The organism is Pseudomonas sp. S150 (assembly GCF_004526365.1).
In the GTDB taxonomy this organism is placed as follows: domain Bacteria; phylum Pseudomonadota; class Gammaproteobacteria; order Pseudomonadales; family Pseudomonadaceae; genus Aquipseudomonas; species Aquipseudomonas putida_A.
In genome coordinates this window covers 3049981-3074946 of record NZ_CP038207.1, presented here as the reverse complement: position 1 = coordinate 3074946, position 24966 = coordinate 3049981, and the positions used below count along the sequence as shown (strand labels likewise).

The 24966-nt window shown below is 60.2% G+C and carries 21 protein-coding genes; 12 read left to right on the top strand and 9 right to left on the bottom strand.

What is annotated here, in order from left to right:
• The first annotated feature begins 15 nt into the window (after positions 1–15).
• The 5 genes from E3Z29_RS14060 (at position 16) to E3Z29_RS14040 (ending at position 5450) form a co-directional block, all read left to right on the top strand.
• Complete coding sequence (locus tag E3Z29_RS14060) at positions 16–1017, top strand: M48 family metalloprotease (RefSeq protein ID WP_095139685.1); 1002 nt, start codon at positions 16–18, stop codon at positions 1015–1017.
• A gap of 58 nt (positions 1018–1075) precedes the next feature.
• Positions 1076–2482: a M48 family metallopeptidase gene (locus tag E3Z29_RS14055; protein WP_134786042.1), complete on the top strand. Its 1407-nt coding sequence runs from the start codon at positions 1076–1078 to the stop codon at positions 2480–2482.
• 53 nt (positions 2483–2535) lie between these two features.
• Entirely contained in the window at positions 2536–3024 is a 489-nt protein-coding gene (locus E3Z29_RS29795) for a hypothetical protein (protein WP_134786041.1), read from the top strand.
• A 353-nt stretch (positions 3025–3377) separates the two neighbouring features.
• Positions 3378–4670 carry an MFS transporter gene (locus E3Z29_RS14045; protein ID WP_098968204.1) on the top strand — a complete coding sequence of 431 codons (1293 nt, stop codon included), beginning with the start codon at positions 3378–3380 and terminating at the stop codon, positions 4668–4670.
• A gap of 12 nt (positions 4671–4682) precedes the next feature.
• Positions 4683–5450, top strand: a complete 768-nt coding sequence (locus tag E3Z29_RS14040) for a substrate-binding domain-containing protein (RefSeq protein ID WP_098968203.1) — start codon at positions 4683–4685, stop codon at positions 5448–5450.
• On the opposite strand, the gene E3Z29_RS14035 is transcribed toward E3Z29_RS14040, so the two are convergent.
• Positions 5440–6354, bottom strand: coding sequence for a LysR family transcriptional regulator (locus E3Z29_RS14035; RefSeq protein WP_097088034.1), 915 nt, complete (start codon positions 6352–6354; stop codon positions 5440–5442). The genes E3Z29_RS14040 and E3Z29_RS14035 overlap by 11 nt on opposite strands.
• A gap of 250 nt (positions 6355–6604) precedes the next feature.
• On the opposite strand from E3Z29_RS14035, the gene E3Z29_RS14030 reads away from it, so the two are divergent.
• Positions 6605–8413, top strand: a complete 1809-nt coding sequence (locus tag E3Z29_RS14030) for a monovalent cation:proton antiporter-2 (CPA2) family protein (RefSeq protein ID WP_134786040.1) — start codon at positions 6605–6607, stop codon at positions 8411–8413.
• A gap of 123 nt (positions 8414–8536) precedes the next feature.
• Here E3Z29_RS14030 and hcnC read toward each other — a convergent pair whose 3' ends face one another.
• The 4 genes from hcnC to E3Z29_RS14010 form a co-directional block, all read right to left on the bottom strand.
• A complete protein-coding gene (gene hcnC, locus E3Z29_RS14025; protein WP_098968200.1) occupies positions 8537–9796 on the bottom strand; it encodes a cyanide-forming glycine dehydrogenase subunit HcnC in 1260 nt (419 codons plus the stop codon).
• Positions 9789–11198: a cyanide-forming glycine dehydrogenase subunit HcnB gene (gene hcnB / locus E3Z29_RS14020; RefSeq protein ID WP_115990141.1), complete on the bottom strand. Its 1410-nt coding sequence runs from the start codon at positions 11196–11198 to the stop codon at positions 9789–9791. The genes hcnC and hcnB overlap by 8 nt, the downstream gene beginning before the upstream one ends.
• Positions 11195–11509 (bottom strand): cyanide-forming glycine dehydrogenase subunit HcnA, encoded by a 315-nt coding sequence (gene hcnA / locus E3Z29_RS14015; RefSeq protein WP_047602019.1) that lies wholly within the window; start codon positions 11507–11509, stop codon positions 11195–11197. Before hcnA ends, hcnB begins: the two co-directional genes overlap by 4 nt.
• Positions 11510–11943: 434 nt before the next feature.
• On the bottom strand, positions 11944–12885 hold the full coding sequence (locus E3Z29_RS14010; protein WP_027613238.1) for a hypothetical protein: 942 nt from the start codon (positions 12883–12885) through the stop codon (positions 11944–11946).
• 307 nt (positions 12886–13192) lie between these two features.
• Between E3Z29_RS14010 and E3Z29_RS14005 the strand changes: the two genes are divergently transcribed.
• Both E3Z29_RS14005 and E3Z29_RS14000 read left to right on the top strand, forming a co-directional pair.
• Positions 13193–13876 carry a response regulator transcription factor gene (locus tag E3Z29_RS14005; protein WP_027613239.1) on the top strand — a complete coding sequence of 228 codons (684 nt, stop codon included), beginning with the start codon at positions 13193–13195 and terminating at the stop codon, positions 13874–13876.
• Positions 13854–15248 carry a HAMP domain-containing sensor histidine kinase gene (locus E3Z29_RS14000; protein WP_027613240.1) on the top strand — a complete coding sequence of 465 codons (1395 nt, stop codon included), beginning with the start codon at positions 13854–13856 and terminating at the stop codon, positions 15246–15248. Before E3Z29_RS14005 ends, E3Z29_RS14000 begins: the two co-directional genes overlap by 23 nt.
• Positions 15249–15375: 127 nt before the next feature.
• Here E3Z29_RS14000 and E3Z29_RS13995 read toward each other — a convergent pair whose 3' ends face one another.
• Both E3Z29_RS13995 and E3Z29_RS13990 read right to left on the bottom strand, forming a co-directional pair.
• On the bottom strand, positions 15376–15786 hold the full coding sequence (locus E3Z29_RS13995; protein ID WP_098968198.1) for an SRPBCC family protein: 411 nt from the start codon (positions 15784–15786) through the stop codon (positions 15376–15378).
• Between the two features lie 30 nt (positions 15787–15816).
• Positions 15817–16614, bottom strand: coding sequence for an SDR family NAD(P)-dependent oxidoreductase (locus E3Z29_RS13990; RefSeq protein ID WP_027613242.1), 798 nt, complete (start codon positions 16612–16614; stop codon positions 15817–15819).
• A gap of 447 nt (positions 16615–17061) precedes the next feature.
• Between E3Z29_RS13990 and E3Z29_RS13985 the strand changes: the two genes are divergently transcribed.
• Positions 17062–17721 (top strand): isoprenylcysteine carboxylmethyltransferase family protein, encoded by a 660-nt coding sequence (locus tag E3Z29_RS13985; RefSeq protein WP_134786039.1) that lies wholly within the window; start codon positions 17062–17064, stop codon positions 17719–17721.
• 181 nt (positions 17722–17902) lie between these two features.
• On the opposite strand, the gene E3Z29_RS13980 is transcribed toward E3Z29_RS13985, so the two are convergent.
• Both E3Z29_RS13980 and E3Z29_RS13975 read right to left on the bottom strand, forming a co-directional pair.
• The gene (locus tag E3Z29_RS13980; RefSeq protein WP_134786038.1) at positions 17903–18571 is read right to left on the bottom strand and encodes an HAD-IA family hydrolase; all 669 of its coding nucleotides are present in this window, start codon (positions 18569–18571) and stop codon (positions 17903–17905) included.
• A 78-nt stretch (positions 18572–18649) separates the two neighbouring features.
• Positions 18650–19063, bottom strand: coding sequence for a response regulator (locus E3Z29_RS13975; protein WP_134786037.1), 414 nt, complete (start codon positions 19061–19063; stop codon positions 18650–18652).
• A 199-nt stretch (positions 19064–19262) separates the two neighbouring features.
• Here E3Z29_RS13975 and E3Z29_RS13970 point away from each other — a divergent pair, with 199 nt between their 5' ends.
• The 3 genes from E3Z29_RS13970 (at position 19263) to E3Z29_RS13960 (ending at position 24798) form a co-directional block, all read left to right on the top strand.
• Positions 19263–20204, top strand: coding sequence for a class I SAM-dependent methyltransferase (locus E3Z29_RS13970; protein WP_134786036.1), 942 nt, complete (start codon positions 19263–19265; stop codon positions 20202–20204).
• A 356-nt stretch (positions 20205–20560) separates the two neighbouring features.
• Positions 20561–21166: a hypothetical protein gene (locus E3Z29_RS13965; RefSeq protein ID WP_134786035.1), complete on the top strand. Its 606-nt coding sequence runs from the start codon at positions 20561–20563 to the stop codon at positions 21164–21166.
• A complete protein-coding gene (locus tag E3Z29_RS13960) occupies positions 21088–24798 on the top strand; it encodes a hypothetical protein (RefSeq protein WP_134786034.1) in 3711 nt (1236 codons plus the stop codon). The genes E3Z29_RS13965 and E3Z29_RS13960 overlap by 79 nt, the downstream gene beginning before the upstream one ends.
• Positions 24799–24966 lie beyond the last annotated feature (168 nt).

The window sequence follows — 24966 nt, the reverse complement described above, 5'->3', positions numbered from 1 at the left end:
CCCACGGAAGGCCCGATGAACTTTTTCGAACAACAACGCCAGGCGAAAAACCAGACCGCGCGCCTGATCAACATGATGATCCTGTCCATTGTCATGTTGATCGGTCTGACGAGCCTGCCTTTCGTCTTCAGTGGTTTTGAGGATTATCTGAGCGGAACCGGAAGTCTGCTGGATGCCTTTATGGCGCTGGGCGTTATCGCAACAATCGTCGGCGGCATCGTGGTGATCGGCGGCCTCCTGAAATACCGGGAGTTACGGGCGGGCGGCAAAGTGGTGGCCGAGAAGCTTGGCGGGCGTTGGCTCAACGGATTTGCGATGACGCCGGGCGAAAAACGGCTGATGAACGTTGTCGAGGAAATGGCTATCGCCTCTGGCAGCGTAATGCCAGCGGTGTACCTGTTACCGGATCAAAGTATCAACGCCTTCGCCGCGGGGTTTACACCTGAGGACGCGGTCATCGGCGTAACCCAGGGCGCAGTCACCCAACTGACTCGCGAAGAGCTGCAAGGGGTGATCGCCCATGAGTTCAGCCACATTTTCAATGGCGATATGCGCCTGAACACGCAACTCGTGGCAGTGGTACACGGCCTTCTGGTGCTAGGGCTTTCCGGCGGTCTGTTGATGGCAAGCCTGCTCAAGGGTGGAAAGCGCGACGTGCGCTTGATGCTGCTGGCGTTATTCGCTGGCTTTTTGCTGTGTCTGGCCGGTTGCATCGGCAATTTTTTTGGCAATCTGGTCAAGGCCGGCGTGAGCCGCCAGCGCGAGTTCCTGGCCGATGCCAGTGCGGTGCAATTCACTCGCAACCCTCAGGCACTCGTCAGCGCCCTGAAAAAAATCGGCGCTCAAGGTTCGTCAATCAGCGCTGCCCGGGCCGGTGAGTACAGTCATTTGTACTTCAGCACAGGCGTCTCGACCACGCTGAGTCGCATGTTTGCTACCCATCCCGATCTGAGCGTACGTATCCGGCGTATCGATCCACAATGGGACGGCCAGCTTACTGCGTCGTCCGCGCAGTAACCGCCAGCCCCCCTGAACACGATACGACAGGCGCACCCGACATCTTCCGGACTTTACGATGAATTTCTTCCAGCAACAGCGCCAGGCCAAGCGCCGCTCGGTGCTGCTCGTTATTTTGATGGGCCTCGCTGTACTCAGTCTGATCCTCATGTCGTGCTTGCTGATGACGCTGCCGGTTTCCGACGGCGACGGCAATACGGTCATGGACCTTGAGTTAAGCTGGGAAATGTTCACCGCCGTTTCGGTGGTGGTGACAAGCATTGTGCTGGTCGGCGGCCTGGTCAAATACGCCGAATTATCGGCCGGCGGCAAAGTGATCGCACGTCGGCTGGGCGGACGTCTGATCAATCACAGCGCGCAAACTCTGGAAGAGCAGCGCCTGGTCAATGTGGTCGAGGAAATGGCCCTGGCGTCGGGCACCGTCGTGCCTTCGGTGTACCTGCTACCGGATTTGGGCATCAACGCATTCGCCGCAGGTTTTACCGCGCAAGACGCGGTCATCGGTGTGACGCAGGGAGCGATCACCCTACTGTCGCGTGATGAACTGCAAGGCGTAATCGCCCACGAGTTCAGTCACATCTACAACGGTGACATGCGTTTGAACACTCGCCTGGTCGCCGTCGTCCACGGCATCCTAGTGATCGGCCTGACTGGCAGCTTCATTTTGCGCGGCATGGATGACGTGCGTCGCTCCCCAGTCAATCGCACTCAACCGGCCATCCTCACCGTGATGTTTGGCACCGTGCTGTGCATCGTCGGGTATGGCGGGACTGTGTTCGGCAATCTCATCAAGGCGGCGGTCAGCCGGCAGCGCGAATTCCTTGCCGATGCAACAGCGGTGCAGTACACCCGCGACCCAAATAGCATTGCCGGTGCATTGAAGAAGATCGGCGGCTACGCGTTGGGCGCGAAGATCAACGCGGCGCGCGCCGCCGAGTTCAGCCATCTGTATTTCGGTTCGGGTACTTCAAGCTTTGACTTGATGTCCAGTCATCCGGATTTGAGCGAGCGTATTCGTCGCATCGATGCCAGTTGGGATGGCACGTTCGTGAAAATTGCCGCGCCGCCGCAGGACTCAATGGTGGCCAGAGCCGTGTTGCCGGTCCCGGATGCCTTCAGCGGCGTGCCGGACACAGCGATGTCCGTGGTGTACGACATGAACGCCGTGCAGGCATCCGTGGCCGCTATCGGTGCGCCACGCGCCGAACATCTGATCGAAGCGCGCCGGGTGCTGGAGAAAATTCCACAAAAGCTAAAGCTCAAACTTGCGGCACGCAGCACCGACAGCGCGCAAGCTTTGGTATACGGCCTGTTGTTGTCACGCTCCGACTCGCTGCGGGCACTGCAATTATCTCTGCTGGAGAGTCGAGCCTCGACCGCACGCTGTTCAACATCCTCAATGCCATGCGCGAGCATTTGTCACTACTCAATCCGGGCCTGCGCCTGCCGTTGCTGGATCTTCTGATTCCCAGCCTTAAGCGCCTTGGCAAGAAACCTTTCGCGACGATGAAGCAGAACATGAACCTGCTGATTGACGCCGATAACGAAACCGAGCTACTGGAGTGGACACTGCTACGCATAGTCGAACGCAATGTCGAGGGCGCGCCAGCGGTTCAGTTCAAGTTCGGCTTGTTCCAGTGCGCCGAACAACTGCTGGTGCTGCTGAATGCGATGGCGCGCGCCGGTCAGCAGAATCAGCAAGTGGCGTTGCAGGCGCTGCACTTTGCCTGGGAGGGATTGCCATTCGAGCGACCGTCGGAATTACCGGTCGAACTTGAGGATCTGCAAGGGCTCGAAGCCGCAATCAAACGCCTGCGCCACTTGATGCCAGAAGAACGGCCTGCCCTGCTCAATGCGATGACCCGCTGTGTGATGCATGACGGGGTAATCACTGTGGCGGAAGCCGAGTTGTTTCGTGCGGTGGCGGATCTGCTCGACTGCCCGCTGCCACCCTTTCTGATCACAGAGCCCGACACGGGAACGAGCATGAATGGGAGTGCAGACTAACCGGGCGGCACTTCCAGCACTCGCTTTATCTGACACAACGCCTTCGCGAGCAAGCTCGCTCCCACAGAGCAGTTGGTGGGAGCAAGGTTTGCAGTCAATCCGGAAACTTGTGGGAGCGGGCTTGCTCGCGAAGAGGCCGGCACATTCAACACTTTTCCGCCTGAACCACCGCTTTCGCGAGCAAGCTCGCTCCCACAGGTTAGACGGTGTTTTCAGGATTGATCCGCTTGGTGCATCAATCCATGCCAACAATGCAATTAACATCCTGTTACAGCTGCGCGACCATCCGCCGCAATAACAACCGTGCGCCGCTTCCACGTCGCGCACGTCATAAAAGCGGTGGAGATTTTTCTATGACAGCCTCAATCCCACACGGCGGCTCGCGGGCCGGCGCCATTTTCCGGGTCACCTCGGGCAACTTCCTCGAACAGTTCGACTTCTTTCTGTTCGGCTTCTACGCCACGCAGATCGCGGCGGTGTTCTTCCCGGCGAGCAGTGAGTTCGCTTCCCTGATGATGACCTTTGCCGTATTCGGCGCAGGCTTTCTGATGCGTCCGCTGGGCGCCATCGTGCTGGGTGCGTACATCGATGACGTCGGTCGGCGCAAAGGGTTGATCGTCACCCTGTCGATCATGGCCAGCGGCACGATCCTGATTGTGCTGGTGCCCGGATACGAGACCATTGGTCTGTTTGCGCCAGCGCTGGTGCTGGTCGGACGGCTATTGCAAGGCTTCTCCGCCGGTGCGGAACTGGGCGGTGTTTCGGTGTACTTGTCGGAAATCGCCACCCCTGGCCGCAAGGGCTTTTTCACTGCCTGGCAGTCGGCCAGTCAGCAAGTGGCGATCATCGTCGCGGCAGCCTTGGGCTATGCGTTGAACGCGTGGATGGCGCCAGACGTGATTGCCGATTGGGGCTGGCGCATTCCGTTTTTCGTCGGTTGCATGATCGTGCCCTTCATCTTTTTCCTGCGCCGTAACCTGGCAGAAACCGAAGAGTTCGCCGCACGCAAACACCGCCCGAGCATGAAGGAAGTGTTCCGCACGCTTGGCCAGAACTGGGGCGTGGTGCTGGGCGGCATGCTGATGGTCGCGCTGACCACCACCGCGTTCTACCTGATCACCGTGTACGCGCCGACCTTCGGCAAGACCGTGCTGCACCTGAGCACTTCCGATGCGTTGCTGGTGACCTTGCTGGTGGGCGTGTCGAACTTCTTCTGGCTGCCGATTGGCGGCATGTTGTCCGACCGTATCGGCCGGCGCCCGGTGCTGATCGCCATGGCGCTGCTGGCACTGGCCACCACCTATCCGGCGCTGTCGTACCTGGTGCAGGCGCCGAGCTTCAGCCATATGTTGCTGTCGCTGCTGTGGCTGTCGTTCATCTACGGCATGTACAACGGCGCGATGATTCCGGCGCTGACCGAGATCATGCCGGTGGAAGTGCGAGTAGCCGGTTTCTCCCTCGCCTACAGCCTGGCGACCGCGATTTTCGGCGGTTTCACCCCGGCGATGTCGACCTTCCTGATCCAGTACACCGGCGACAAAGCGGCGCCGGGTTACTGGATGAGCGTCGGCGCACTGTGCGCGTTGTGCGCCACGTTGTACCTCTATCGCCGCGCAGGCGGCCGTTTGCAACCGGTTGCCGCATAAGGAGCAATCACCTTGAAAAAACTGATCAATCTCAGCGCCATCGCCCTCTTCGCTTTCAGCGCCCTGGCCCATGCTGAACAGCTGAATGTGATGACGTCGGGCGGCTTCACCGCCGCCTACAAAATCCTCGGCCCGAAATTCGCGGCCGCCACCGGCAACACCCTCGACACCCAACTCGGCCCGTCGATGGGCAAGGCGCCGGAAGCCATCCCTAATCGCCTCGCTCGCGGTGAGCACGCCGACGTGGTGATCATGGTCGGCTACGCCCTCGATGACCTGATCAAACAGGGCAAGGTCGACCCGGCCTCGCGGGTCGAACTGGCGGATTCACGGATCGGTCTGGTGGTGCGTGAAGGCGCGCCGAAGCCGGACATCAGCAGCGTCGAAAGCCTGAAGAAAACCCTGCTCGACGCAAAATCGGTGGCCTACTCCGACAGCGCCAGCGGCGTGTACATCGAGAAGGAGTTGTTCAACAAACTCGGTGTCGAGGATCAACTGAAACCGAAAGCGAAGATGGTCCCGAAAGTCCCGGTCGGTTCGGTGGTTGCCACCGGCGATTACCAACTGGGCTTCCAGCAGGTCAGCGAATTGCTGCCGGTGCCGGGGGTGACGTTTGTCGGCAAGATTCCGGAGTCGGTGCAGTCGGTGACGCGCTTCGCCGCCGGCATCCCGGTCGGCGCACAGCATCCAAAAGAGGCCAAGGCCCTGCTCGACTATCTTGCCGCGCCTGCCGCCCAGGCTGACGTGCAAGCCACCGGGCTGGATTCGGTCAAGCGCTAAGCGTTGGCGGCTGGACTTTCATTTCCACTACCAGCCGCTCCAGTTCCAATGCTGCCGGGGTCAACGTGCGACCCCGGCGCTTGAGGATGCCGACACTGCGCATCACTTGCGGATCGGTCAGCGGCACCCGCGTCAGGATCGGATGATCCGGCCCGGGCATCGCCATCAGCGGCACCGCCGCCACCCCCAGCCCCGCCTCCACCAGACCAATCATCGTCGTCACATGCCGCGTCTCGCAGATGCTCGGGCGCTGCGGCACCACGCTGCTCAAGGCCTGATCGAGCAGGAAACGGTTGCCGGACGTCTTGTCCAGCGAGATGTAATCCTGCTGATAGAACTCGTCCCAGGTCACGCTGCTGCGTCCGGCCAAAGGGTGATCGCGCCGGCAAGCGACGACATAGCACTCCTGCACAAGCGGTTCGAAATCGACTTTGGCATCCTGCGTGCCCAGAAAACTCAAACCGAAATCCGCCTCGCCGTTGACCACTGCGCTCAACACGTCGTGGGCGCTGGAGTCGAGGACTTTGACCTTGATCCGCGGAAACTGCTGGTGATAGCGAGCGACCACCCGCGGCATGAAGTAGTACGCCGCCGAGGGTACGCAAGCCACGGTGACATGACCGAGTCGGGTCGATGCGACTTCACTGATGCCCAGCAGCGCCACGTCCAGATCATCCAGCAAACGCTCGACGCTGGGCATGAAGCCACGCCCGGCCTGGGTCAGGCTGACTTTGCGCGTGGTGCGCTCGAACAGCTTTACGCCGAGGGCGTCTTCAAGCTTCTCGATGCGTCGGCTCAGGGCCGGTTGTGACAGGCGCACGGTGTCGGCGGCCTTGCGGAAACTGCCCTGCTCGACCACGGCGCGAAAGGCTTGCAGGTCGTTGAGGTCGAAGTTGATGGCCATGGCGGACTCGAAAAGATTGATTCGTGAAGGCTATCAATGTAACCAAATGATGCAATTTATTACAGATTTGATGATATCGCCCTAGTGGGAGCGGGCTTGCTCGCGAATGCGGTGTCACAGTCGCCATCAACATCGACTGAACCAGCGCTTTCGCGAGCAAGCCCGCTCCCACAGGGTTTTGTGGTGGATTGACGAGCGGCGCAGCCTTTATCCTTGTCCCCCCCGCCGTACCGCTGTCAGGAGTCAACCCATGCCCCATGAAGGCAACCTGTTACAAGCCGCTGTCGTGTTTCTCTTCGCAGCCGTGCTCACCGTGCCACTGGCCAAGCGTCTGCAACTGGGCGCGGTGCTCGGTTATCTGTTGGCGGGGGTGATCATCGGCCCGTCGGTGCTCGGCCTGATCGGCAATCCGCAGAGCGTTGCGCATATTTCCGAACTGGGCGTGGTGTTGCTGTTGTTCATCATCGGCCTTGAGCTGTCACCCCGTCGCTTGTGGGTAATGCGCAAGTCGGTGTTCGGCGTGGGTCTGGCGCAGGTGCTGCTGACGGCGGCGGTGATCGGCGTGCTGGCGTTGTACGTGTTCGGTCAGCCGCTGAACAGTGCGATTGTGCTCGGTCTTGGCCTGGCGCTGTCGTCCACCGCATTCGGCCTGCAAAGCCTGGCCGAGCGCAAGGAGCTGACCAGCCCGCATGGGCGACTGGCGTTTGCGATTTTGCTGTTTCAGGACATCGCCGCGATCCCGTTGATCGCGCTGGTGCCGATGCTCGCCGGCAGCGCCCACGCCAGCAGCAACGCGGAAAGCCTGAACCACGGTTTGCAAGTGCTCGGCGGGATCGCCGTGGTGGTAGTCGGTGGACGTTATCTGCTACGCCCGGTATTTCGCGTAGTGGCGAAAACCGGTCTGCCGGAGGTCTCCACCGCCACCGCCTTGCTGGTGGTGATCGGTACGGCGTGGCTGATGGATCTGGTCGGCGTGTCGATGGCGCTCGGGGCTTTCCTCGCCGGCCTGCTGCTGGCGGACTCGGAGTATCGCCATGAACTGGAAGCGCAGATCGAGCCGTTCAAAGGCCTGCTGCTCGGGCTGTTTTTCATCAGCGTCGGCATGGGCGCCAACCTGAGTCTGCTGCTGAGTGCGCCGATCACCGTGCTGGGCCTGACGCTGCTGCTGATCGGCTTGAAGTTGCCGCTGCTGTTTGTGGTCGGGCGTCTGGCCGGTGGGCTGACCAAAGTCAGTGCGATTCGCTTGGGTATCGTGCTCGCCGCCGGCGGTGAATTTGCCTTTGTGGTGTTCAAGATCGGGCGCGATCAGGGTCTGTTCGAACCGCGCCTGTATGACTTGCTGGTGCTGACCATCACCTTGTCGATGGCGTTAACGCCGTTGCTGCTGTTGATATGTGCACGTTTGGTCAGCCCGAAAGTGCAGCCAGTGGAGGTGCCGGAGAAATTCCGCGAAATCGACACCGAGGCACCGCGCGTGGTGATTGCCGGCATGGGCCGGATGGGCCAGATCGTGGCGCGGATTCTGCGGGCGCAGAACATCAAGTTCGTGGCGCTGGACACCTCGGTGGAAACCATCGAACTGTCGCGCAGTTTTGGCGGCGTGCCGGTGTTCTACGGCGACCCGATGCGCCCGGAAATCCTCAATGCGGCGAAGGTTGGCGAGGCGGAGTATTTCGTGATTGCCACGGATGATCCGGAGACCAACATCAAGACCGCCGAGATCGTGCGCAAGCTGTATCCGCACATGAAGATCATCGCTCGCGCACGTAACCGTCAGCACGTGCACCGCCTGGTCGATGTCGGTGCCGAAGCGATTCGCGAGACCTATTACTCCAGCCTGGAAATGAGCCGCCGTACCCTGGTCGGCCTCGGTCTGACCCAGGCCCAGGCCGATGCGCGGATCAAGCGTTTCAAACACCATGACGAACAGGTGCTGGAAGCCCAGCACGCGGTCTACGACGACGCGGCCAAAGTCCTGCAGACCGCCCAGGAAGCCCGGGCGGAACTGGCGCGGTTGTTCGAGTCGGATCAACTGGAAGAGGAAGCGCGCAAGGCCTGAATTCACCACAATTCCAATTGTAGGAGTGAGCCTGCTCGCGATTGCAATCTATCAGTAGCCATCTCTGTTACTGACACACCGCCATCGCGAGCAGGCTCACTCCTACAGGGATTGTGGATGGGCTCAGGCCATTTCCAATTCACGCTCTTGCTTGACCGGTACAGTCTCAAACCGATCCGCCAGGAACGGTGTGATATCCAGCGGCAGCGCTTCCTGATTGACCAGTTTGTCCAGCAGCACGCCGGTGATCGCTGAGGTCAGAATACCGGTGCGGAAGTGTCCGCAGGCATTCAGGTAACCCTCCACCCCACGCATCGGCCCGAGGATCGGCAGCTCATCCGGCGAGCCCGGACGCAATCCGGCCCAGGTGCGCTTTAGATTGACGTCCTTGAGTTCCGGCAGGCACCGCACCGCGCCCTGCACCAGTCCGGCGATTTCCGGGTAGGTGGTGGTGACGTCGAAGCCTTTGTCTTCGGTGGTGCTGCCGATCAGGATCTCGCCGTTGTCCTTCTGTGCCACATAGCAGTCGCTGGTGGTCAGGCAGCCGTTGAGGATCTTCGGCATGCGTTCGGTCAGCAGAATCTGGCCCTTGACCGGTTTCACCGGGATACGAATCCCCGTCGCCCACTCACTCAAGTCCGCCGCCCAGGCACCAGCGGCGTTGATCAGGGTCTTGCAGTGGAACACGCCCTCCTCGGCCGTCTGCACGCCAGTCACGCGGCTGCCGTGGTGCAAGACACCGGTGACGTTGGTGTTGACGAAGATGTCGACGCCATTCTGCCGCGCGCCTTCCATGTAGGCGTCGGCGAGACGGAACGGGCTGACCTGGTGATCGCAAAGAAACTCCAGCGCGCCACGGGCCTCATGGCTGACGCTCGGTTCCGCTTCACGCAGCGCCGCCTGATCGAGCCAGCGTACCTGATCGGCCAGATGCGGAATGCAACTGACGATGTGCTCGGCGTAGAGGCGGTCTTCGTCGTCATAGATGACGAACTTCAGCCCGGTCTTTTCGAACTTGAAATCCATCCCGTGCTTGTCTTTAAGCTCGCGGTGCAACGCCGGGTACAGCGCGTTGGACTGCAAGGCGAAATCGAAGAACGACTCCGGCAGGATGTGCGGCGTGCTGGCGTCCACCGCGACCGCCGCGCCCTGGGTTTCGCGCTTGCGGTTGGCCGACATCATGCGGAAGAAAATCACCCCGCAGCCCAGCCCCACCGACTCGCCGATGGCCCACAAACCTCCGGCCGAAGCGCGGGTCGCGTTGCCCGGGCGCTTGGCGTCGATCACCGCCACCTTGAGGCCCTGGCGCTTGGACAATTGATAGGCGCAGGACGCCCCGATCACGCCGCCGCCGGCAATGATCACGTCATAGAACTTACTCATGGGATGCGGCCTCCGTGCCGACGGACTGGAACGCGGAAAAAGGGATCGGATCAATCGGGAAGCGCGGACGCAGCCAGCCGACGTCCTTGCGCCCGGTGGCCTGACGCAAGCGGTCGCTGCAATAGCCGACGCACATCCGTCCCTGACAATCGCCCATGCTGACGCGAGTGCGCATCTTCAGGCTGGCGATGTCCTGCACGCCCTGCTCCAGCGCCAGATCGATGTCCGCGCGGGTGGCGTGTTCGCAGCGGCAGATCACGGTGTCGGCGGCCGGCAAAGCGGTCTGGCCGACACCGCGTTCGGTGTAACGGTCGACGGCCGCACGGAAGCGCACGATGGATTTGAGTTTGCCCAGATAACGATCGCGGCGAACCCGCGCCAGCTCTTCTTCGATCACCCCGCGTTGCAGCAGGATCGAGGTCGCGGCGATCTTGCCGGCGAGCATCGCCGCTTCACCGCCGCGAATCCCGCCCATGTCACCGGCCAGATGCACGTGCGGCTCGTTGCTTTGCTGCCAGTTGTTCGAATTGGCGCGCAGGTAACCGTCGTCGCTGAAACCGTGATCGAGGCCCATCTGCTGACTGAGCTGGGTGCGCGGAATGAAGCCGTAACCGACCGCCAGGGTCTGCGCTTCGAAGCGCTCGATGCGCGTCAGGTCCGGCTCCCAGGTGGCCGAGTAAGGTGCCACGGTGACGCTTTTCAGCTCGCCGTCGCCGTGGGCTTCGACCACGCCCCAGCCGTAGTTCATCGGGATGCCGTGCAGTTTAAGGTAAGCAAGCATGCTCAAACCGTCGAGGAACAGCTGCGGCTTGTTCAGCAACGCCAGGCTTTCGCGGGCGATCTTGCCGAAGGCGCAGGCTTCGTACACGCCCGCGACCTTGACGCCGGACGCGTGCAGCTGCGTTGCCACCAATGGCAGCAACGGCCCGGTCCCGGCGATGACCACCGGCCCCTGCGGCTTGACCACGCCACTTTTGATTTGCAGTTGCAGGCCGCCGAGCATGATCACCCCCGGCAGGGTCCAGCCGGGAAACGGCACGCTGCGTTCGTGGCAGCCGGCGGCCAGCAGCAATTGCGGATATTCGATCTCGTGCAGTTGCTCGTCGCCGTCGAGCACCACCAGCGCGCGGGTGCCTTCGGCGCCGACCACGCGATGATTGAGGCGCACGTCGATCAACCCGGACTGTTCCTGGAAATCACCGTGCAGTTTGCTCAGGGCTTCGGAATAGCGCGGCCCCAGATAATCCAGTTGCACGCCGTCGCGCAGCGGCCCGCGATAGACCACGCCACCAAGACGCGAGGCCTCTTCGAGCAAGGTGCAGCGCACCCCATGACGCGCCAGCTCGATGGCCGCCGCCATCCCCGCCGGACCACCGCCTACGATCACCGGTTGCAGGCTCATACGACCTCCTGCTCGTTGATGCGGTTGACCTGGGTTTCGATCTGCATGCCGTCGCGCACCACGGTCTGGCAGGCACGGCGCTTGTGGCGGCCGTTGATCTTCACCAGGCAGCACTGGCACACGCCCATGCCGCAGTAGGCGCCGCTGATCTGGTTGTGATCGTTGCGTGCGACCTGGCGCACGCCAAGGGACTGGATAACGCTCAGGACGGTTTCGCCAATGGCCGCCGTCACCGGTTGACCATTGATGTGGACGGTCATATCCGCCTGGGTCAGGGGCTGGATATCGAAAGTGCGTTCTAGGCAGTGCATTACGAAGTTCATCCGTGAAAAGGTTCAGGGGGAAGGTATTGCGTCAGCTCCTTGCTGCTCTACACCGTGCGGCCCGTTTAATTGTTCGATTACAGGCGGGCTCGCGGGTACTTCGTCAGCGCAGCAAAGTGCGCGTGAAGCACTGTAGTTCAAACCTCAGCGAAGGCCTGGAACATTTACGTTAGGGGAAGTTACAAACGCGAATATTGATCCAGGCCAGTGAAAGCGGTCGGATTGTTCAACGATTCGGTTGAAGAAGACGAATGGTGCACGCCAGAAAGCAAAAAGCCGCTTTCACCGTGAAGTGAAAGCGGCCGAGGCATAGGCCTCAATGGAGCATTGGAATCAGTGTACGAACAGGGCGATCAGGATGATGATCGGGATTGGCACACCGAGGAAAAACAGTAATAGAGAGCGCATGGTGATTCTCCTTGTTAACGGACTGGAGGCAGAGTGGTCGTGGTGGCGTAGGTCTCGACTTCAACGTACTCAACCGCATCCCGGCGACGACCGCCGAAGGTGGCGGCGAGACTGGCGAAGAACGCACCGGCCAGCAACGCGATGAACATCCACAGCGAGGTCCAGGCAGCAACTTTCGCAGCGGTGTCGGCAGCCTGTTGGGCTTTGACTTTGGCGTCGGCGATGGCCTTCTGAGTGCGGGCATACACTTCATCGACACGCTTCTCGGCGTCGGCCTGACTCAGATTGGTTCGTTGTGCGACCAGTTGCGCGAGGTAGGTACGGTCTTCCGGACTGAGTTGGCCGTTGGCCAGGCTCTGGGCGAAGATCCGCGCTACGGCGCCATGGGCGGCATCATCACTGACCGACGCTGGACGGTCATCGCGGAACAGATTGTCGATGTAGTAACCGTACTGATTGCTGTCAGTGTTGGCCGCTGCGCTACCGGCAGCCTGAGTCGCGGCAGCCGCTGCGCCACCGGCGACACTGGCACCGGCCTGCACACCGCCACTGATCACACTGCTGACCGAGCCGACTACCAATACTGCGGTGACCAGCGTGGCCACACACCAGGCGAGGAAGCCATGGGCAGTATCACGAAAATACACTTCATCCCCGTGCATGTTGGCCCACTTCACCCGCAGCCGACCGGCGATGTAGCCACCCAGACCGGAGGCGATGATTTGCGTCGCCGCTAGCCAGACAATCGTCGAAATCCCCAGACCCTTGGCGCTGATGCCCTCCCCGGCCCAAGGTGAAACGGCAGAGAATCCCAAACCGAAGCCAAGCAGCACTAAAATCATCGACAGTGCTGCGGCCGCCGCTGCGCCCGCGAAAATCGCGCCCCAGGACACGCCTGACACGTTGCTCGACTCTCCTTCGAAGGCAGGATAAAACCCATCAGAGGATCTATTCATTGTTGTAGTGCTCCAGGCATGAAAAATGGTGTTACAACTCGTCACGAGATGAATTGCAGCGACCGTGCCAGTCGAGAGCACGAAATAAATCTTTCAATTTCAACGATTTAAAAAGACTGAACTTCTACATTCATTGCAATTTGCAACAATGGACGGAAAGCAGCGGGTTTTATGCATTGACGCCAACGCCGCGAAGCGCCCCGAATTGACGTTTGTGACAGGCTATACATGAAAGTTAATTTAAAGCGCGACGCAAAATACTTGGCAAAATGCTGCCATTCCGTTTGAACCGATCAAGGCCTGCCCTATGACGCGTATTTTGACCATCGAAGACGACGCCGTGACTGCCCGTGAAATCGTTGCCGAACTCAGCAGCCACGGCCTGCAAGTGGATTGGGTCGACAATGGCCGCGAGGGCCTGGACCGCGCCGTCAGCGGCAACTACGACCTGATCACCCTCGACCGCATGCTGCCGGAACTCGATGGCCTGGCGATCGTCACCACCCTGCGCACCATGGGCGTGGCCACGCCGATTCTGATGATCAGCGCCCTCTCCGATGTCGATGAGCGCGTGCGCGGCTTGCGCGCCGGCGGCGATGATTACCTGACCAAACCGTTCGCCACCGACGAGATGGCCGCACGCGTGGAAGTGCTGCTGCGCCGGCAGAACAGCGTTGCCACCCAGGCCACCACGTTGCAGGTTGCCGACCTCGAACTGGACTTGATCAGCCACGAAGCACGCCGCGCCGGGCAGGTGCTGACGCTGCTGCCCACCGAATACAAGCTGCTGGAATTCCTCATGCGCAACAGCGGGCAGATCCTGTCGCGGATGATGATTTTCGAAGAAGTCTGGGGTTATCACTTCGACCCGGGCACCAATCTGATCGACGTACACATCGGTCGTCTGCGCAAGAAGATCGACGCGGCGGGCAATGTTCCGCTGATTCGCACGGTACGGGGCTCGGGTTATGTCATTGCCGAACCCGTCTGACGGCTGGCGCTCCTCCAGCAGTCGACTGCTGGCGCTGTACAGTTCGCTGTTCGTGGCCTGGAGCGCGATCCTCATGGGGGTCATGTATTTCGAGGTCTCCAGCTATCTCGATAACCTCGCCAAGCATTCGCTGATGCAACGTCAGCATCTGTTTTCGCACTTTCGCGGTGAACAACTGGAAGAAGCGCTCGCCGCCAGCATGACCTTTGACATCCGCGGCATCGACGCCTATGGCCTGTTCGACGCCCAGGGCGTTTACCTCGGCGGTGCCTTGCAGCAACTGCCCGAAGGCCTGCCGCTGGATGGCAAGATCCACACCCTGGATGACTGCGCCGATTCCGATGACCCGACCCTGCCCGCCGACAGCTGCGACGCGGTGGCAACCCAGACCCGCGACGGTCGCTGGCTGGTGTTGTTGCGCGATAACGGTTCGTTGTTCGCCGTGACGCGGATCATTCTGCACGCGTTGTTCTGGGGGGTATCACTGACGATTCTGCCGGGGATTGCCGGTTGGCATCTGCTGCGCCGCCGACCAATGCGCCGCATCCGCGCGATTCAGGACAGCGCCCAGGCGATTGTCGCTGGCGACCTGACCCACCGTTTGCCGCTGTCCAACCGCCGCGACGAACTGGACATGCTCGCCGCCATCGTCAACGCCATGCTCGATCGCATCGAACGGCTGATGCATGAAGTCAAAGGCGTGTGCGACAACATCGCCCACGATTTGCGCACGCCGCTGACGCGTTTGCGCGCGCAGTTGTATCGCATGCAACAGCAGGCGGGTGAAGGCTCACAGGAGGCGGCGCAACTGGACCTGGTGCTGGCCGAGGCGGACACGCTGATGGCGCGGTTTCGCGGGTTGCTGCGGATTTCCGAATTGGAAGATCGTCAGCGCCGCTCAGGTTTTGTCGAGCTCGATCCGGTGCAACTGCTGGAAGAACTGCATGAGTTTTATCTGCCACTGGCCGAGGAAGGCGAACTGCTGTTCGTACTGAACATGCCGGAAACCCTGCCACCGCTCAATGGCGACCGGGCGTTGTTGTTCGAGGCGCTGGCCAATCTGTTGAGCAACTCGATCAAGTTCACTCCGGCAGGCGGTACGGTGATTTTGCGTGGTGTGAATGACGGCGGGCACACGCGGATTGAAGTCCACGACTCCGGACCGGGGATTCCCGAAGCCGAGCGTGAGGCGGTGTTTCAGCGTTTCTATCGTGCCGAGGGCGGGCAACCGCAGAGTGGCTTTGGCCTGGGTCTATCGATTGTCGCGGCGATTGTCAGCCTGCATGGCTTCAATCTTGAGGTGGGCAGCAGTGAGCTGGGCGGTGCGCAGCTGGTGCTGGATTGTCGGCAGAGTTTGATTTCGCAGTCCTGAGAATCACCGCGCTGCATTGTAGGAGTGAGCCTGCTCGCGATATCGGTGGGTCAGCCAACATAATTGTTGAATGATCGACCGCTATCGCGAGCAGGCTCACTCCTACAAAGGTTTTTGTGGTGTTCAATCAGGCTGGGTAATTGGCCCGCAGCGCCTCAAGGCCACCCTGATAGATGCCGGTGAACAGCGCCACCACTTCCTCATCGCTCACGCCCTTGGCGTTGAAGCGTCCCGACCACGTCACTCGAGCGCCCTGCCCCTGAGCTTCAACCTTGATCGTCGCCAGATAGTCAGTCGCCGGGAACGGTGCCTGTTCGATCGAGTAGCTGTAGGTCCTGGCAGCGTTGTCGAACGCTTGCAGACGCTCGATCACCACCGCGCCATCGGCGGTTTGCAGGGTGCGCACGCGTCCGCCTTCGCTCAGTTCACTCTTGGGAATCAACGGCAGCCAGTCCGGCAGCGTGTTGAAGCCGCCGATCAATTGCCAGACCTGATCGGCCGAAGCCGGGATGTCGATGGTTGCTGATGCAGTTGCCATAAATAAACGCTTCTCCAGAGTCTTCGCGGTTCAGATCGCCATACTGTCGACTACACCGCCATCCACGCGCAAGGCCGCGCCAGTGGTGGCGGAGGAAAACGGCGAAGCGATGTACGTGACCAGATGCGCCACCTCGGCAACATCGGCCACCCGCTGGATGATCGACGTCGGCCGCGCTCTGCGCACAAACGCATCAGCCTCTTCACGCAGATTACGGCCGGACTCGGCGGCAGCATCCTTGAGCATGTGTTCCACGCCACCGGTAAACGTCGGCCCCGGCAGGATCGCATTGACCGTCACACCGGTGCCCGCCAGACGCTTGGCCAGGCCATGGGACACCGCAAGGTTGGCGCTTTTGGTCACGCCGTAATTAAGCATGTCGGCCGGGGTCGCCACGCCGGATTCCGAGGACAGGAAAATCACCCGTCCCCAGCCCTGCTCGACCATCGCCGGCACGTAATGCCGCGACAGGCGCACGCCGGAAATCACGTTGACCTCGTAGAAACGTGTCCACTCGCTGTCCGGGGTGTCAAAGAAATCCACGGCGTCGAAAATGCCGAGGTTGTTCACCAGAATGTCTGCGCGCGGTTCAGCGGCGAACAGTTTTTCCGCACCTTCGGCAGTGCCCAGATCGGCCGTCAGACCGCGCAGTTGCGCACCCGGCACCTGCTGGCGAATGCTCGCCAGCGCTTGCTCGACCTTGGCCGTTTCACGCCCGATCACCACAACCGTGGCTCCGGCCTCGGCCAGTGACTGACTGATGCCCAGACCAATGCCACCCGTGCTGCCGCTGACGATGGCCAGTTTTCCACTCAAGTCGATTTTCATGGGTTCACCTCTTTGATGGGCAATACACGGACAAATAGAAGGAATGAATCAGCGTAGACGCGATGTTGGCCGGATGAAGGCGTTGCCGACCAAAGACTGGTCACGACCGATCCGACGCCTACGCGAGCAAGCCCGCTCCCACTGGGGATTGTCGGTCGATGGAGGCTCTCGGGCTGGCCATGATCAAGGATGGGAGTGGGCTTGCTCACGAAGGGGCCGGGACATCCGGCATCAATGGTGACTGACCTGACGCCTTCGCGAGCAAGCCCGCTCCCACTGGGGATTGTCGGTGGATGGAGATTCTCGGGCTGGCGGGGATCAAGGGTGGGAGTGGGCTTGCTCACGAAGGGGCCGGGACATCCGGCATCAATGGTCACTGACCCGACGCCTTCACGGGTTCAGCGGCGTCCTACACTGAAAGGATCAGCCGCTTTTCAAGAGATGACCATGAAAATGTCTGCGCAAATGACCGTGGTTGCGGTGCTCGCCACCCTCGCCTACCTGGGCCTTGCGGTGTGGGGCATTGGTGGGCCGGCGGTGTTCTTTTCGCATGGGGCGCTGGTGCTGGTGGCGCTGGCCACGGTGCTGATGGTGGTGGCGTCGCTGTTCACCGATGTAAACATGAGCTCGGGCGAGCGCGAGGACCGCGCCAATCGCTGGGTGATTCCGGCGTTCGGCGTGATCGGTCTGGTCAGCGGATTTCTCCCGGCGTACTGCGATCGCATCGACTTCTGGACCTTCGGCGCTGAAGGCGTGCGCTGGCTCGGCGCGCTGTTGTTTATCGTCGGTGGCACGCTGCGGCTGTGGCCGGTGTTTGTGCTGGGCCGTCGGTTCAGCGGCCTGGTGGCGATTCAGCCGGGGCATCGGCTGGTCACCGACGGCATTTACACACGCCTGCGCAATCCGAGCTATCTGGGGCTGGTGGTCAACGCCGTGGGCTGGGCGCTGGCGTTTCGTTCCAGTGTCGGGTTGATTCTGGCGGCGCTGACGCTGATTCCACTGATCGCACGTATTCACTCGGAAGAGGCGCTGCTGCGCGGGCAGTTTGGTGCAGAGTACGAGGCTTATTGCGCGCGTAGCTGGCGATTGTTGCCGAGGGTTTACTGACGCCATCACCAGCAGACTGAACCGGCTCCTGCAGTGTTGGATAGCGGGCAACATTTACGGCCCGACATTGATCGAATGTGGGAGCGGGCTTGCTCGCGAATGCGCTGAATCAGTCGACATCGCATGCAACTGAAAGACCGCATTCGCGAGCAAGCCCGCTCCCACATGGGACTTTGTAGTGTCAGGCCTTTTGCAGGTGCAGTTGACCTTGGCTATCGACGACAACGCTCAGCGGCTCATAACTGTCGATAGTCGCGTGGCGGGTTTCGAGGGGATGCTGGTGCGTCGTGGTGATGATCATCAGCGCTGCACCTGCCGCTTCAGCAGCCTGGATGCCGACGGTGGCATCTTCGAAAATCAGGCAGTCGCCAACCTCAGGCCCTAGGCGCTTTGCCGCCAGACGATAACCCGCCGGATCAGGCTTGCCAGCCGCCACATCCTCCGCCGTAATCATCACCGCAGGCTCGGAAATCCCCGCCGCGGCCATCCGCCGCAACGCAAGATCCCGTGGCGCCGACGTCACCATCGCCCAGCGCTCACTTGGCAAGGCTTCGAGAAACGCCGCGGCCCCAGGTATCTGCACAATCCCTTCGACATCATCGATTTCCGCCTGCGCGATGAACGCCGCTTGCGCCTCGGCGTCCACTCCCGGCAGGTTCAGCCGGCGGATGGTGTCGATGGCGCGAGCACCGTGGATGGTCGGCAGGAAACGCTCGACATCAACCCCGTGGCGCTCGGCCCACGCGGCCCAGACGCGCTCGGCAGCGGCGATGGAATTGAGGACGGTGCCGTCCATGTCGAACAGGAACGCGCCGAACGCGCGGTCGAAGACGTTATCGTGAGCAGACAAAAGGTCGCATCCTTTGACAGAACTGGGCGGATTGGCCGGGCAATGTAGCATTTTTGCCCGGCGATTCGACCCGGCGCTTCAATGCAAGCGTGGCGCCTTGGACTTGAACGCGCTATCGACACAATCCAGCAACTGGCCGATGGCCCACGGCTTTTTGATGAACGCCACCGGATGCTTGACCCCGGAAGTCTCGGGGGTTTCATAACCGGACATGACCATTACCGGTTTGTCCGGCCAGCGCTCGCCGACCAGATTGGCCAGCCCCGCCCCGTTGATTTCACCGGGCATGGTGATGTCGGTGAGCAGCAGCGCGACTTCCGGCGCGTGCTCTTCCAGATACAGCTTGGCGGCATCCGCGCTGGTTTGCGGCTCGACCTTGAAACCTTCCTCCTGAAGAATTTCGCAGAGAAACTCCAGAATCAACGGGTCGTCCTCAACCACCAGAATCAACCCGTCAGGAAGGTGCTCGCTCGCCGTCGGTGTTGGACTCATGAACTGGCACTCCCTGAATTGCATTAACGATTTAGCGGCTTGTTTCCGCTGCTTATCAGGTATGAGCAGCGCGCCCTGCATAAATTCATTTTTGATACAGGTCTTTTCTTAACAGTCCTGATCAGCGTTCGGCAACGGGCGTTCGCCAAGCGGTTTTTGTGGTTAAAATGCCGGCCCTTTTGCTTGCCGACCGTGACTGATGAACCCTGAAGCCCTCGCCACCCTCCGCGCCCATCTGCTGCCTGCACTCGCCGCGGCACCGAGCGAAACCCGCCGCCTGTTCCATGGGCGCGGGCGTTGCTGGCCGGGGCTGGAGCAAGTGACGGTGGACTGGCTGCAAGGCGTGGTGCTGGTCTCGCTGTTCAAAGAACCTGTGCCCGAGCAGCTCGAAGCGCTCAAACACTTGTTGCTCGACATCAGCACCTCGGCAGAATGGCAACAGTCCGGCGCCCACACCTTGCTGGTGCAACATCGGTATTTGCCGCAGAGCACCGCCGAATGGCTGCTGGGCAATGAAATCGAGGAGATGAGCATCGTCGAGGGCGGCTTGCACTACCGCGTCGACCTGGGCCGCAAGCAAAACGCCGGGCTTTTTCTCGACATGCGCTACGGGCGCAACTGGGTGCGTGAACAAGCGGCGGGCAAACGGGTGCTGAACCTGTTCGCCTACACCTGCGGGTTTTCCGTGGCAGCGATCGAAGGCGGCGCCAGCCATGTGGTCAACCTCGACATGTCCCGCGCCGCGCTGAGCCGCGGTCGTGACAATCACCGGCTGAACGGGCATGACCTGAGCAAGGTGAGTTTCCTTGGCCACGACCTGTTCAAGTCCTGGGGCAAGGTGATCAACAGCGGCCCGTACGACCTGGTCATCATCGACCCGCCGTCGTTCCAGAAAGGCAGCTTTCTGCTGACCAAGGATTACCAGCGCGTGCTGCGCCGCCTGCCGGAACTGCTCACGGCGCACGGCACGGTGCTGGCGTGCATGAATGATCCGTCATTTGGTTCGGATTTTTTGATCGATGGCGTGACGCAAGAGGCGCCAAGCTTGCGCTTTGAGCAGCGGCTGGAGAATCCGCCTGAGTTTCCGGATATTGATCCTGAGAGCGGCCTGAAGGCGCTCGTCTTCAAACGCCTCGACTGACCCGACATCCCGCGAACCCCGCTCATCCCTGTAGGAGTGAGCCTGCTCGCGAAGGCTGACTCACCGGCAACCCATTTCTTCAGAAGGACAAAACCCGCCGCCCCGATCAACCGGGGCGGCGGGTTTTGTCGTTCAGGCCGAGATCAAACCGTCCCCGTCTTCAACGAATGATCATTGAGCACGCTGCTGATGATTGCCGCGCTGTCCTGCCCACCCGCAATCACCTCAGCGCCCCCCGACCGTTCATCGCAAATACCTCCTCACCTGTAATTTCTGACAGTAGCCAGAGCCGTCATCTTCAGCGCTGAATAACTCCATGCCCTTTGTCTCCCGACAGTTCGCTTGGAGTTCCGTCCATGCTCGTTCAGCCCAAGAAGAAAATCTCTGCCCCCCATTCATTGCTGGACCCGATAGTGCTCGGGCGCCTCCTGCCTTCCGGTCAGTGGGGGATCAACCGGGCGGCGGTGTTCACTTTTCCCGACCTCGGCCTGCTGGTCGTCATCCCCGTCTGGGCCACCAAGGCTGTCGGCGATACCGTCAAGCTGCTGCTCAATGACCGTGAGGTCGACGGGCGTCCCATCATTGACCAGACCGAGCTCAAACAACCGACCCTCTTGTGGGTGGCTCCTCGTCATCTGCAGACAGGTCCTTACGAACTCACCTACGAAATCAAACAGCCCAATCAAAAAGAAGAGCGTCCGGACAAGCCCCTCAACCTCTTCGTCAAACTGGAACTCCCCGGTGGCCAGGACATCGACCCGGGCCCTGGTCACTCCAACCTGTACATGTACATTCCCCCGGAAATCGTCAACGGCGGTGTGGACAAAGACGTTGCCGAAGCGCGGGGGTGCCGATTGTCATCAGGTCCGAGTCCGGCAGCGGCTTGCCTTACCCCGACATCGCGCAGGGCGACGTCATTCATCTCAGTTGGGGCGGCTTTTTTGAGTATTCCACACCGGTGACCCAGGAGCAGATCAACGATCCAGCGGCAAACCCGATATTAATCACGGTCTCCAAAGCCACTATTAAAGAGGCTGGTGACACCGACCTCTTCGGTCTGGCGGTCACCTTCAAAGTGCGCGATATCGTCGGCAATGAATCGGAAGACTGGTGCAAGGCAACCCGCATCGTCGTCACCACCGGCATCGACCTGCTGGCCGCACCGATTGTTCAGGAGGCTGTCAATAATGAACTCGACGCCGATAAACAGGGCGATAACGACATCACGGTGCATGTCACGGCCACACGGCCAGACTTCGAGATGGATGACATCATTCACTTGACCATGCTCGGCACCACCCTGGAGGGCGAAAAAGTCGAAGTCACCGCCCTGCCCCAGACTGTCGACAATATCCCGCATAACTACGAGTTCAAGCTGTCCATTGCGGCCGTGCGCAAACTGGTCAATACCCAGGTCAGTTTCTTCTATCGGCTGGAACGCAGCGGCAGCAGTGACCCGTTACGCTCAAAAGGGCAATTTGTACAAGTCACCGGCGCAGCCCACCGCCTGGCCGCACCGATCATCGAAGAAGCCGAGGGTGACTTCATCGATCCCACGAAGACCCCCATCAACGTCCGCATTCCGTTCGATCCGGCCATCGAGTACGGCATGGGCATTGAGCTGTTCCTGTTGGGTAAAAGTCCGGACGGCAGCACCTTCCTGCCTGAGTTGGAGTGGCACATTCCGGAGGAGGATGAAGTCGAGAATCCCGAAGGTTTCGTCATCACCGTCGATGACTACAACCTCAAGCTCCTTGACGGCGGAACCCTGAAGGGGTGGTACGACCTGCTGATAGCCGAAGGCGACGAGATCCTCAGACGCGAGTCGCTGCACACGAAATTGCTCAATGTGGGTGAACCGAAATTCGAGCTGGACGCCCCCATTGTCCTCGGGGTGGCGAACGGCTTCCTCGACCCGGCCACACTGCCCGGCGGTACCAGTAGACTGACCATCCCCAGGCCTGTGGTGAAGCCATGGGTAGCCAACGACGAGGCCACCTGGAAGTGGGTGGGCGACATCTCCGGCGAGGAACCCGGGTCCCGCACATTCAATGCCGTAACCGCCCAACAAGACTGGGTCATCAACCTGGACGCCGCCTTCGTCGCCCAGCACATCGAACCGAACCGCGGCAGCAAGATCACCGTCCGCTACCAGCTCTGGCGCCATGCCACAGATGAGACCAGCCTTTCGAATCCATTGGTGTTCACCGTGGGCGTCGCGCTGGAACTGCTCGCCCCCTCGATCAAGGAGAACAACGGCGACAGCGCACTCAACCCGCTGCTGGTCAGGGACACCTTGACCATCGTGGTGCCGGACAACAGCGCGTTGCTGCCAACTGATGAAATCATCACCACCTGGACTGGCGCACAGGGTACGCCCGCAGGCGGTTCGCACACCTCTGTTCCTCGGCCGCTGGGCAGCAACCGGGAGTTTGCGATTCCAAATAGTGTGGTCGCGTTCAACCTGAACAAAGATGTGAAGGTGTCCTACGTCGTCATCCGCGACGGCAAGCCGCTGCCGTCCCTCGTCTTTGATTTGACTGTGTTGAGCATGCCGCAGAATGAACTGCTCAAACCGATCATCAAGGACGCGGACAACAACGGCGAAGGCCCGGAGTTCAACGTAGGGAATCTGACCACCAATGCCACCTATCGCATGGGCGTCTGGCCGTTGATTGCCACAGGCCAATATGTCTGGCTGCGTCTGAAAGGGACGAACGCTGATGGCAGCGACTACACCCTGCAGATCCATACGGCACCAGGCTCAATGGTCAGCGCCCAGTGGCTCAATCAAGGTTATTACGAGCGGAGCATCGCCCTTGAAGGCTTGAGAAACCTCAAGGATGGCAGCCCGCTGACCATGGAGTTCAAGGCCGCGTTCGGCAAGAACACGAATGAGAGCGAGGCAGTGGACTTCCCTGTGCGCACCTACATGATCAAAGCGTTTGAGGATGTTCGGCCAGAAATTACCGGATCGAAAGACTCCAAAGGGAATGAGATTCTCCCGGGCGCCACGACCGTTGACACTTCGATCAAGCTTGAAGGGAAAGGGGCTAAAGGTCAGAAAGTCCTGATCAAAGACGGCAACATCGAGATAGGCATTGCCGACGTCGATCCACAGAGTGGTGACTGGGAGTTTCCGGTGACGGGGCTGGCCCTTGTCTCCCATAGTTTCACCGCCACTGCCCAGTACGGCAATGGGCAGATATCGGATCAGTGGGTCGTGGTCGTGACCGCTCCTACCGCGCCAACTATCACTCGGGTGGAAAACTCCAAAGGGGAAGAAATTCTCCCGGGCGCCACGACCGTTGACACCTCGATCAAGCTTGAAGGGAAAGGCGCTAAAGGTCAGAAAGTCCTGATCAAGGATGGCAATATCGAGATAGGCATTGCCGACATCGATCCACAGAGTGGTGACTGGGAGTTCCCGGTGACGGGGCTGAGCGCCGACACCCATAGTTTCACCGCTACTGCGCGGTATGGTAATGAGGAGGTATCGCTTCCGCGGATCGTGGTCGTGGTGGCTGCCGACACACCGGCCATCACATCAGTAAAAGACGAGAGCAACTGGAACATCCGCGAAAACGGTTACACCGTGCACACCAGCATCACGCTCACTGGCTCTGCGCCGGCCGGCCAGGAGGTGGAAGTTTTTCTCGGTGCGGTCTCCAAAGGCAAGGCCAAGGCAGAAAGCAACTCCATCTGGAGCCGTCCCGTTAGCGGGTTGTCGTTGGACGTGTTGCATACTTTCACGGCCATTGGTCAATACGCAAATAACCCGCCGTCGAATCCCTGGCGCCTGACCGTATTGAATGGGGTCCGGCCGGCGATCACCGGTGCGGAAGATTCCAACGGGCAGCCAATCAGCAATGATGGAAGCACCGGTGACACCACTGTTCGTCTGAGGGGGACGGCGACCAAGCATCTTGAGGTGGAAATTTTCGACGGTAACAGCTCCACAGGCAAAAGGGTCGAGGCCAATGCAGATGGAATATGGACGGTTGAACTGACCGGACTGACGCGTACGAAGCATGTGTTCAAAGCCAAGGCGTTGTATGGCAGCGGGATGGAGTCGGGAGAGTGGATAGTGAACGTGGTCGATTTCGTTGACCTCGTCGAAGACTTTAAGTCATATCCAAAAGAAGTACTGATTTCAAATCCAGGGGGATCTCTCGAGGGGACGCACACCAAAGTAACGTTGAATACAAATACAGGGGGGATGCGGCACCAGGGCGTTTTGGTGACCGACATGGGTTCGACACCGTGGTTTCGGGGCAGTATGCACGGCGCGGATAGTTCAGCCACACTTGCGTACTCCTTAGGATTGAAACAAGGGAGTGCCAAGAGCGCAACAATCTACGGCATCTTTTCCATAACTCTTTCTATCCGCGTCCAGCTTGAGTTTCTACGGAACAATTTTGTGGTGTTCTCAATGTTGTATTACGAGGGTAAGCCACCTGAAGAATATTATGAACGGGACGTCGCCCCAGACAATGGCCAAGCGTTCGATACACTCAAGTTCGTGGTGACTACGAATTTTGGGAATGAATCCGCGCATTGGATTGACATCGGCAGGGTCACATTCAAAAGCTAAACAGTTCCCGTGACCTCTCCAAGAGCATCACTGCCCGAAAACGGGTAATCCACGCTAGGCACCTCTCCTTGGTGGGGAGGTGCTTAGCACTTTCGCCTAAAGCTGGTGTGTTTTCAATGAACTGAAGTGAACCCAGGAGGTTATTGGCCGGGGTAACGATTTCCCACG

Coding starts and splice junctions, on each gene's coding strand:
- E3Z29_RS14060 (WP_095139685.1), top strand. CDS start 16: ATGAACTTTTTCGAACAACAACGCCAGGCGAAAAACCAGACCGCGCGC.
- E3Z29_RS14055 (WP_134786042.1), top strand. CDS start 1,076: ATGAATTTCTTCCAGCAACAGCGCCAGGCCAAGCGCCGCTCGGTGCTG.
- E3Z29_RS29795 (WP_134786041.1), top strand. CDS start 2,536: ATGAACCTGCTGATTGACGCCGATAACGAAACCGAGCTACTGGAGTGG.
- E3Z29_RS14045 (WP_098968204.1), top strand. CDS start 3,378: ATGACAGCCTCAATCCCACACGGCGGCTCGCGGGCCGGCGCCATTTTC.
- E3Z29_RS14035 (WP_097088034.1), bottom strand. CDS start 6,354: ATGGCCATCAACTTCGACCTCAACGACCTGCAAGCCTTTCGCGCCGTG.
- E3Z29_RS14030 (WP_134786040.1), top strand. CDS start 6,605: ATGCCCCATGAAGGCAACCTGTTACAAGCCGCTGTCGTGTTTCTCTTC.
- hcnC (WP_098968200.1), bottom strand. CDS start 9,796: ATGAGTAAGTTCTATGACGTGATCATTGCCGGCGGCGGCGTGATCGGG.
- hcnB (WP_115990141.1), bottom strand. CDS start 11,198: ATGAGCCTGCAACCGGTGATCGTAGGCGGTGGTCCGGCGGGGATGGCG.
- hcnA (WP_047602019.1), bottom strand. CDS start 11,509: ATGCACTGCCTAGAACGCACTTTCGATATCCAGCCCCTGACCCAGGCG.
- E3Z29_RS14010 (WP_027613238.1), bottom strand. CDS start 12,885: ATGAATAGATCCTCTGATGGGTTTTATCCTGCCTTCGAAGGAGAGTCG.
- E3Z29_RS14005 (WP_027613239.1), top strand. CDS start 13,193: ATGACGCGTATTTTGACCATCGAAGACGACGCCGTGACTGCCCGTGAA.
- E3Z29_RS14000 (WP_027613240.1), top strand. CDS start 13,854: ATGTCATTGCCGAACCCGTCTGACGGCTGGCGCTCCTCCAGCAGTCGA.
- E3Z29_RS13995 (WP_098968198.1), bottom strand. CDS start 15,786: ATGGCAACTGCATCAGCAACCATCGACATCCCGGCTTCGGCCGATCAG.
- E3Z29_RS13990 (WP_027613242.1), bottom strand. CDS start 16,614: ATGAAAATCGACTTGAGTGGAAAACTGGCCATCGTCAGCGGCAGCACG.
- E3Z29_RS13985 (WP_134786039.1), top strand. CDS start 17,062: ATGAAAATGTCTGCGCAAATGACCGTGGTTGCGGTGCTCGCCACCCTC.
- E3Z29_RS13975 (WP_134786037.1), bottom strand. CDS start 19,063: ATGAGTCCAACACCGACGGCGAGCGAGCACCTTCCTGACGGGTTGATT.
- E3Z29_RS13970 (WP_134786036.1), top strand. CDS start 19,263: ATGAACCCTGAAGCCCTCGCCACCCTCCGCGCCCATCTGCTGCCTGCA.
- E3Z29_RS13965 (WP_134786035.1), top strand. CDS start 20,561: ATGCTCGTTCAGCCCAAGAAGAAAATCTCTGCCCCCCATTCATTGCTG.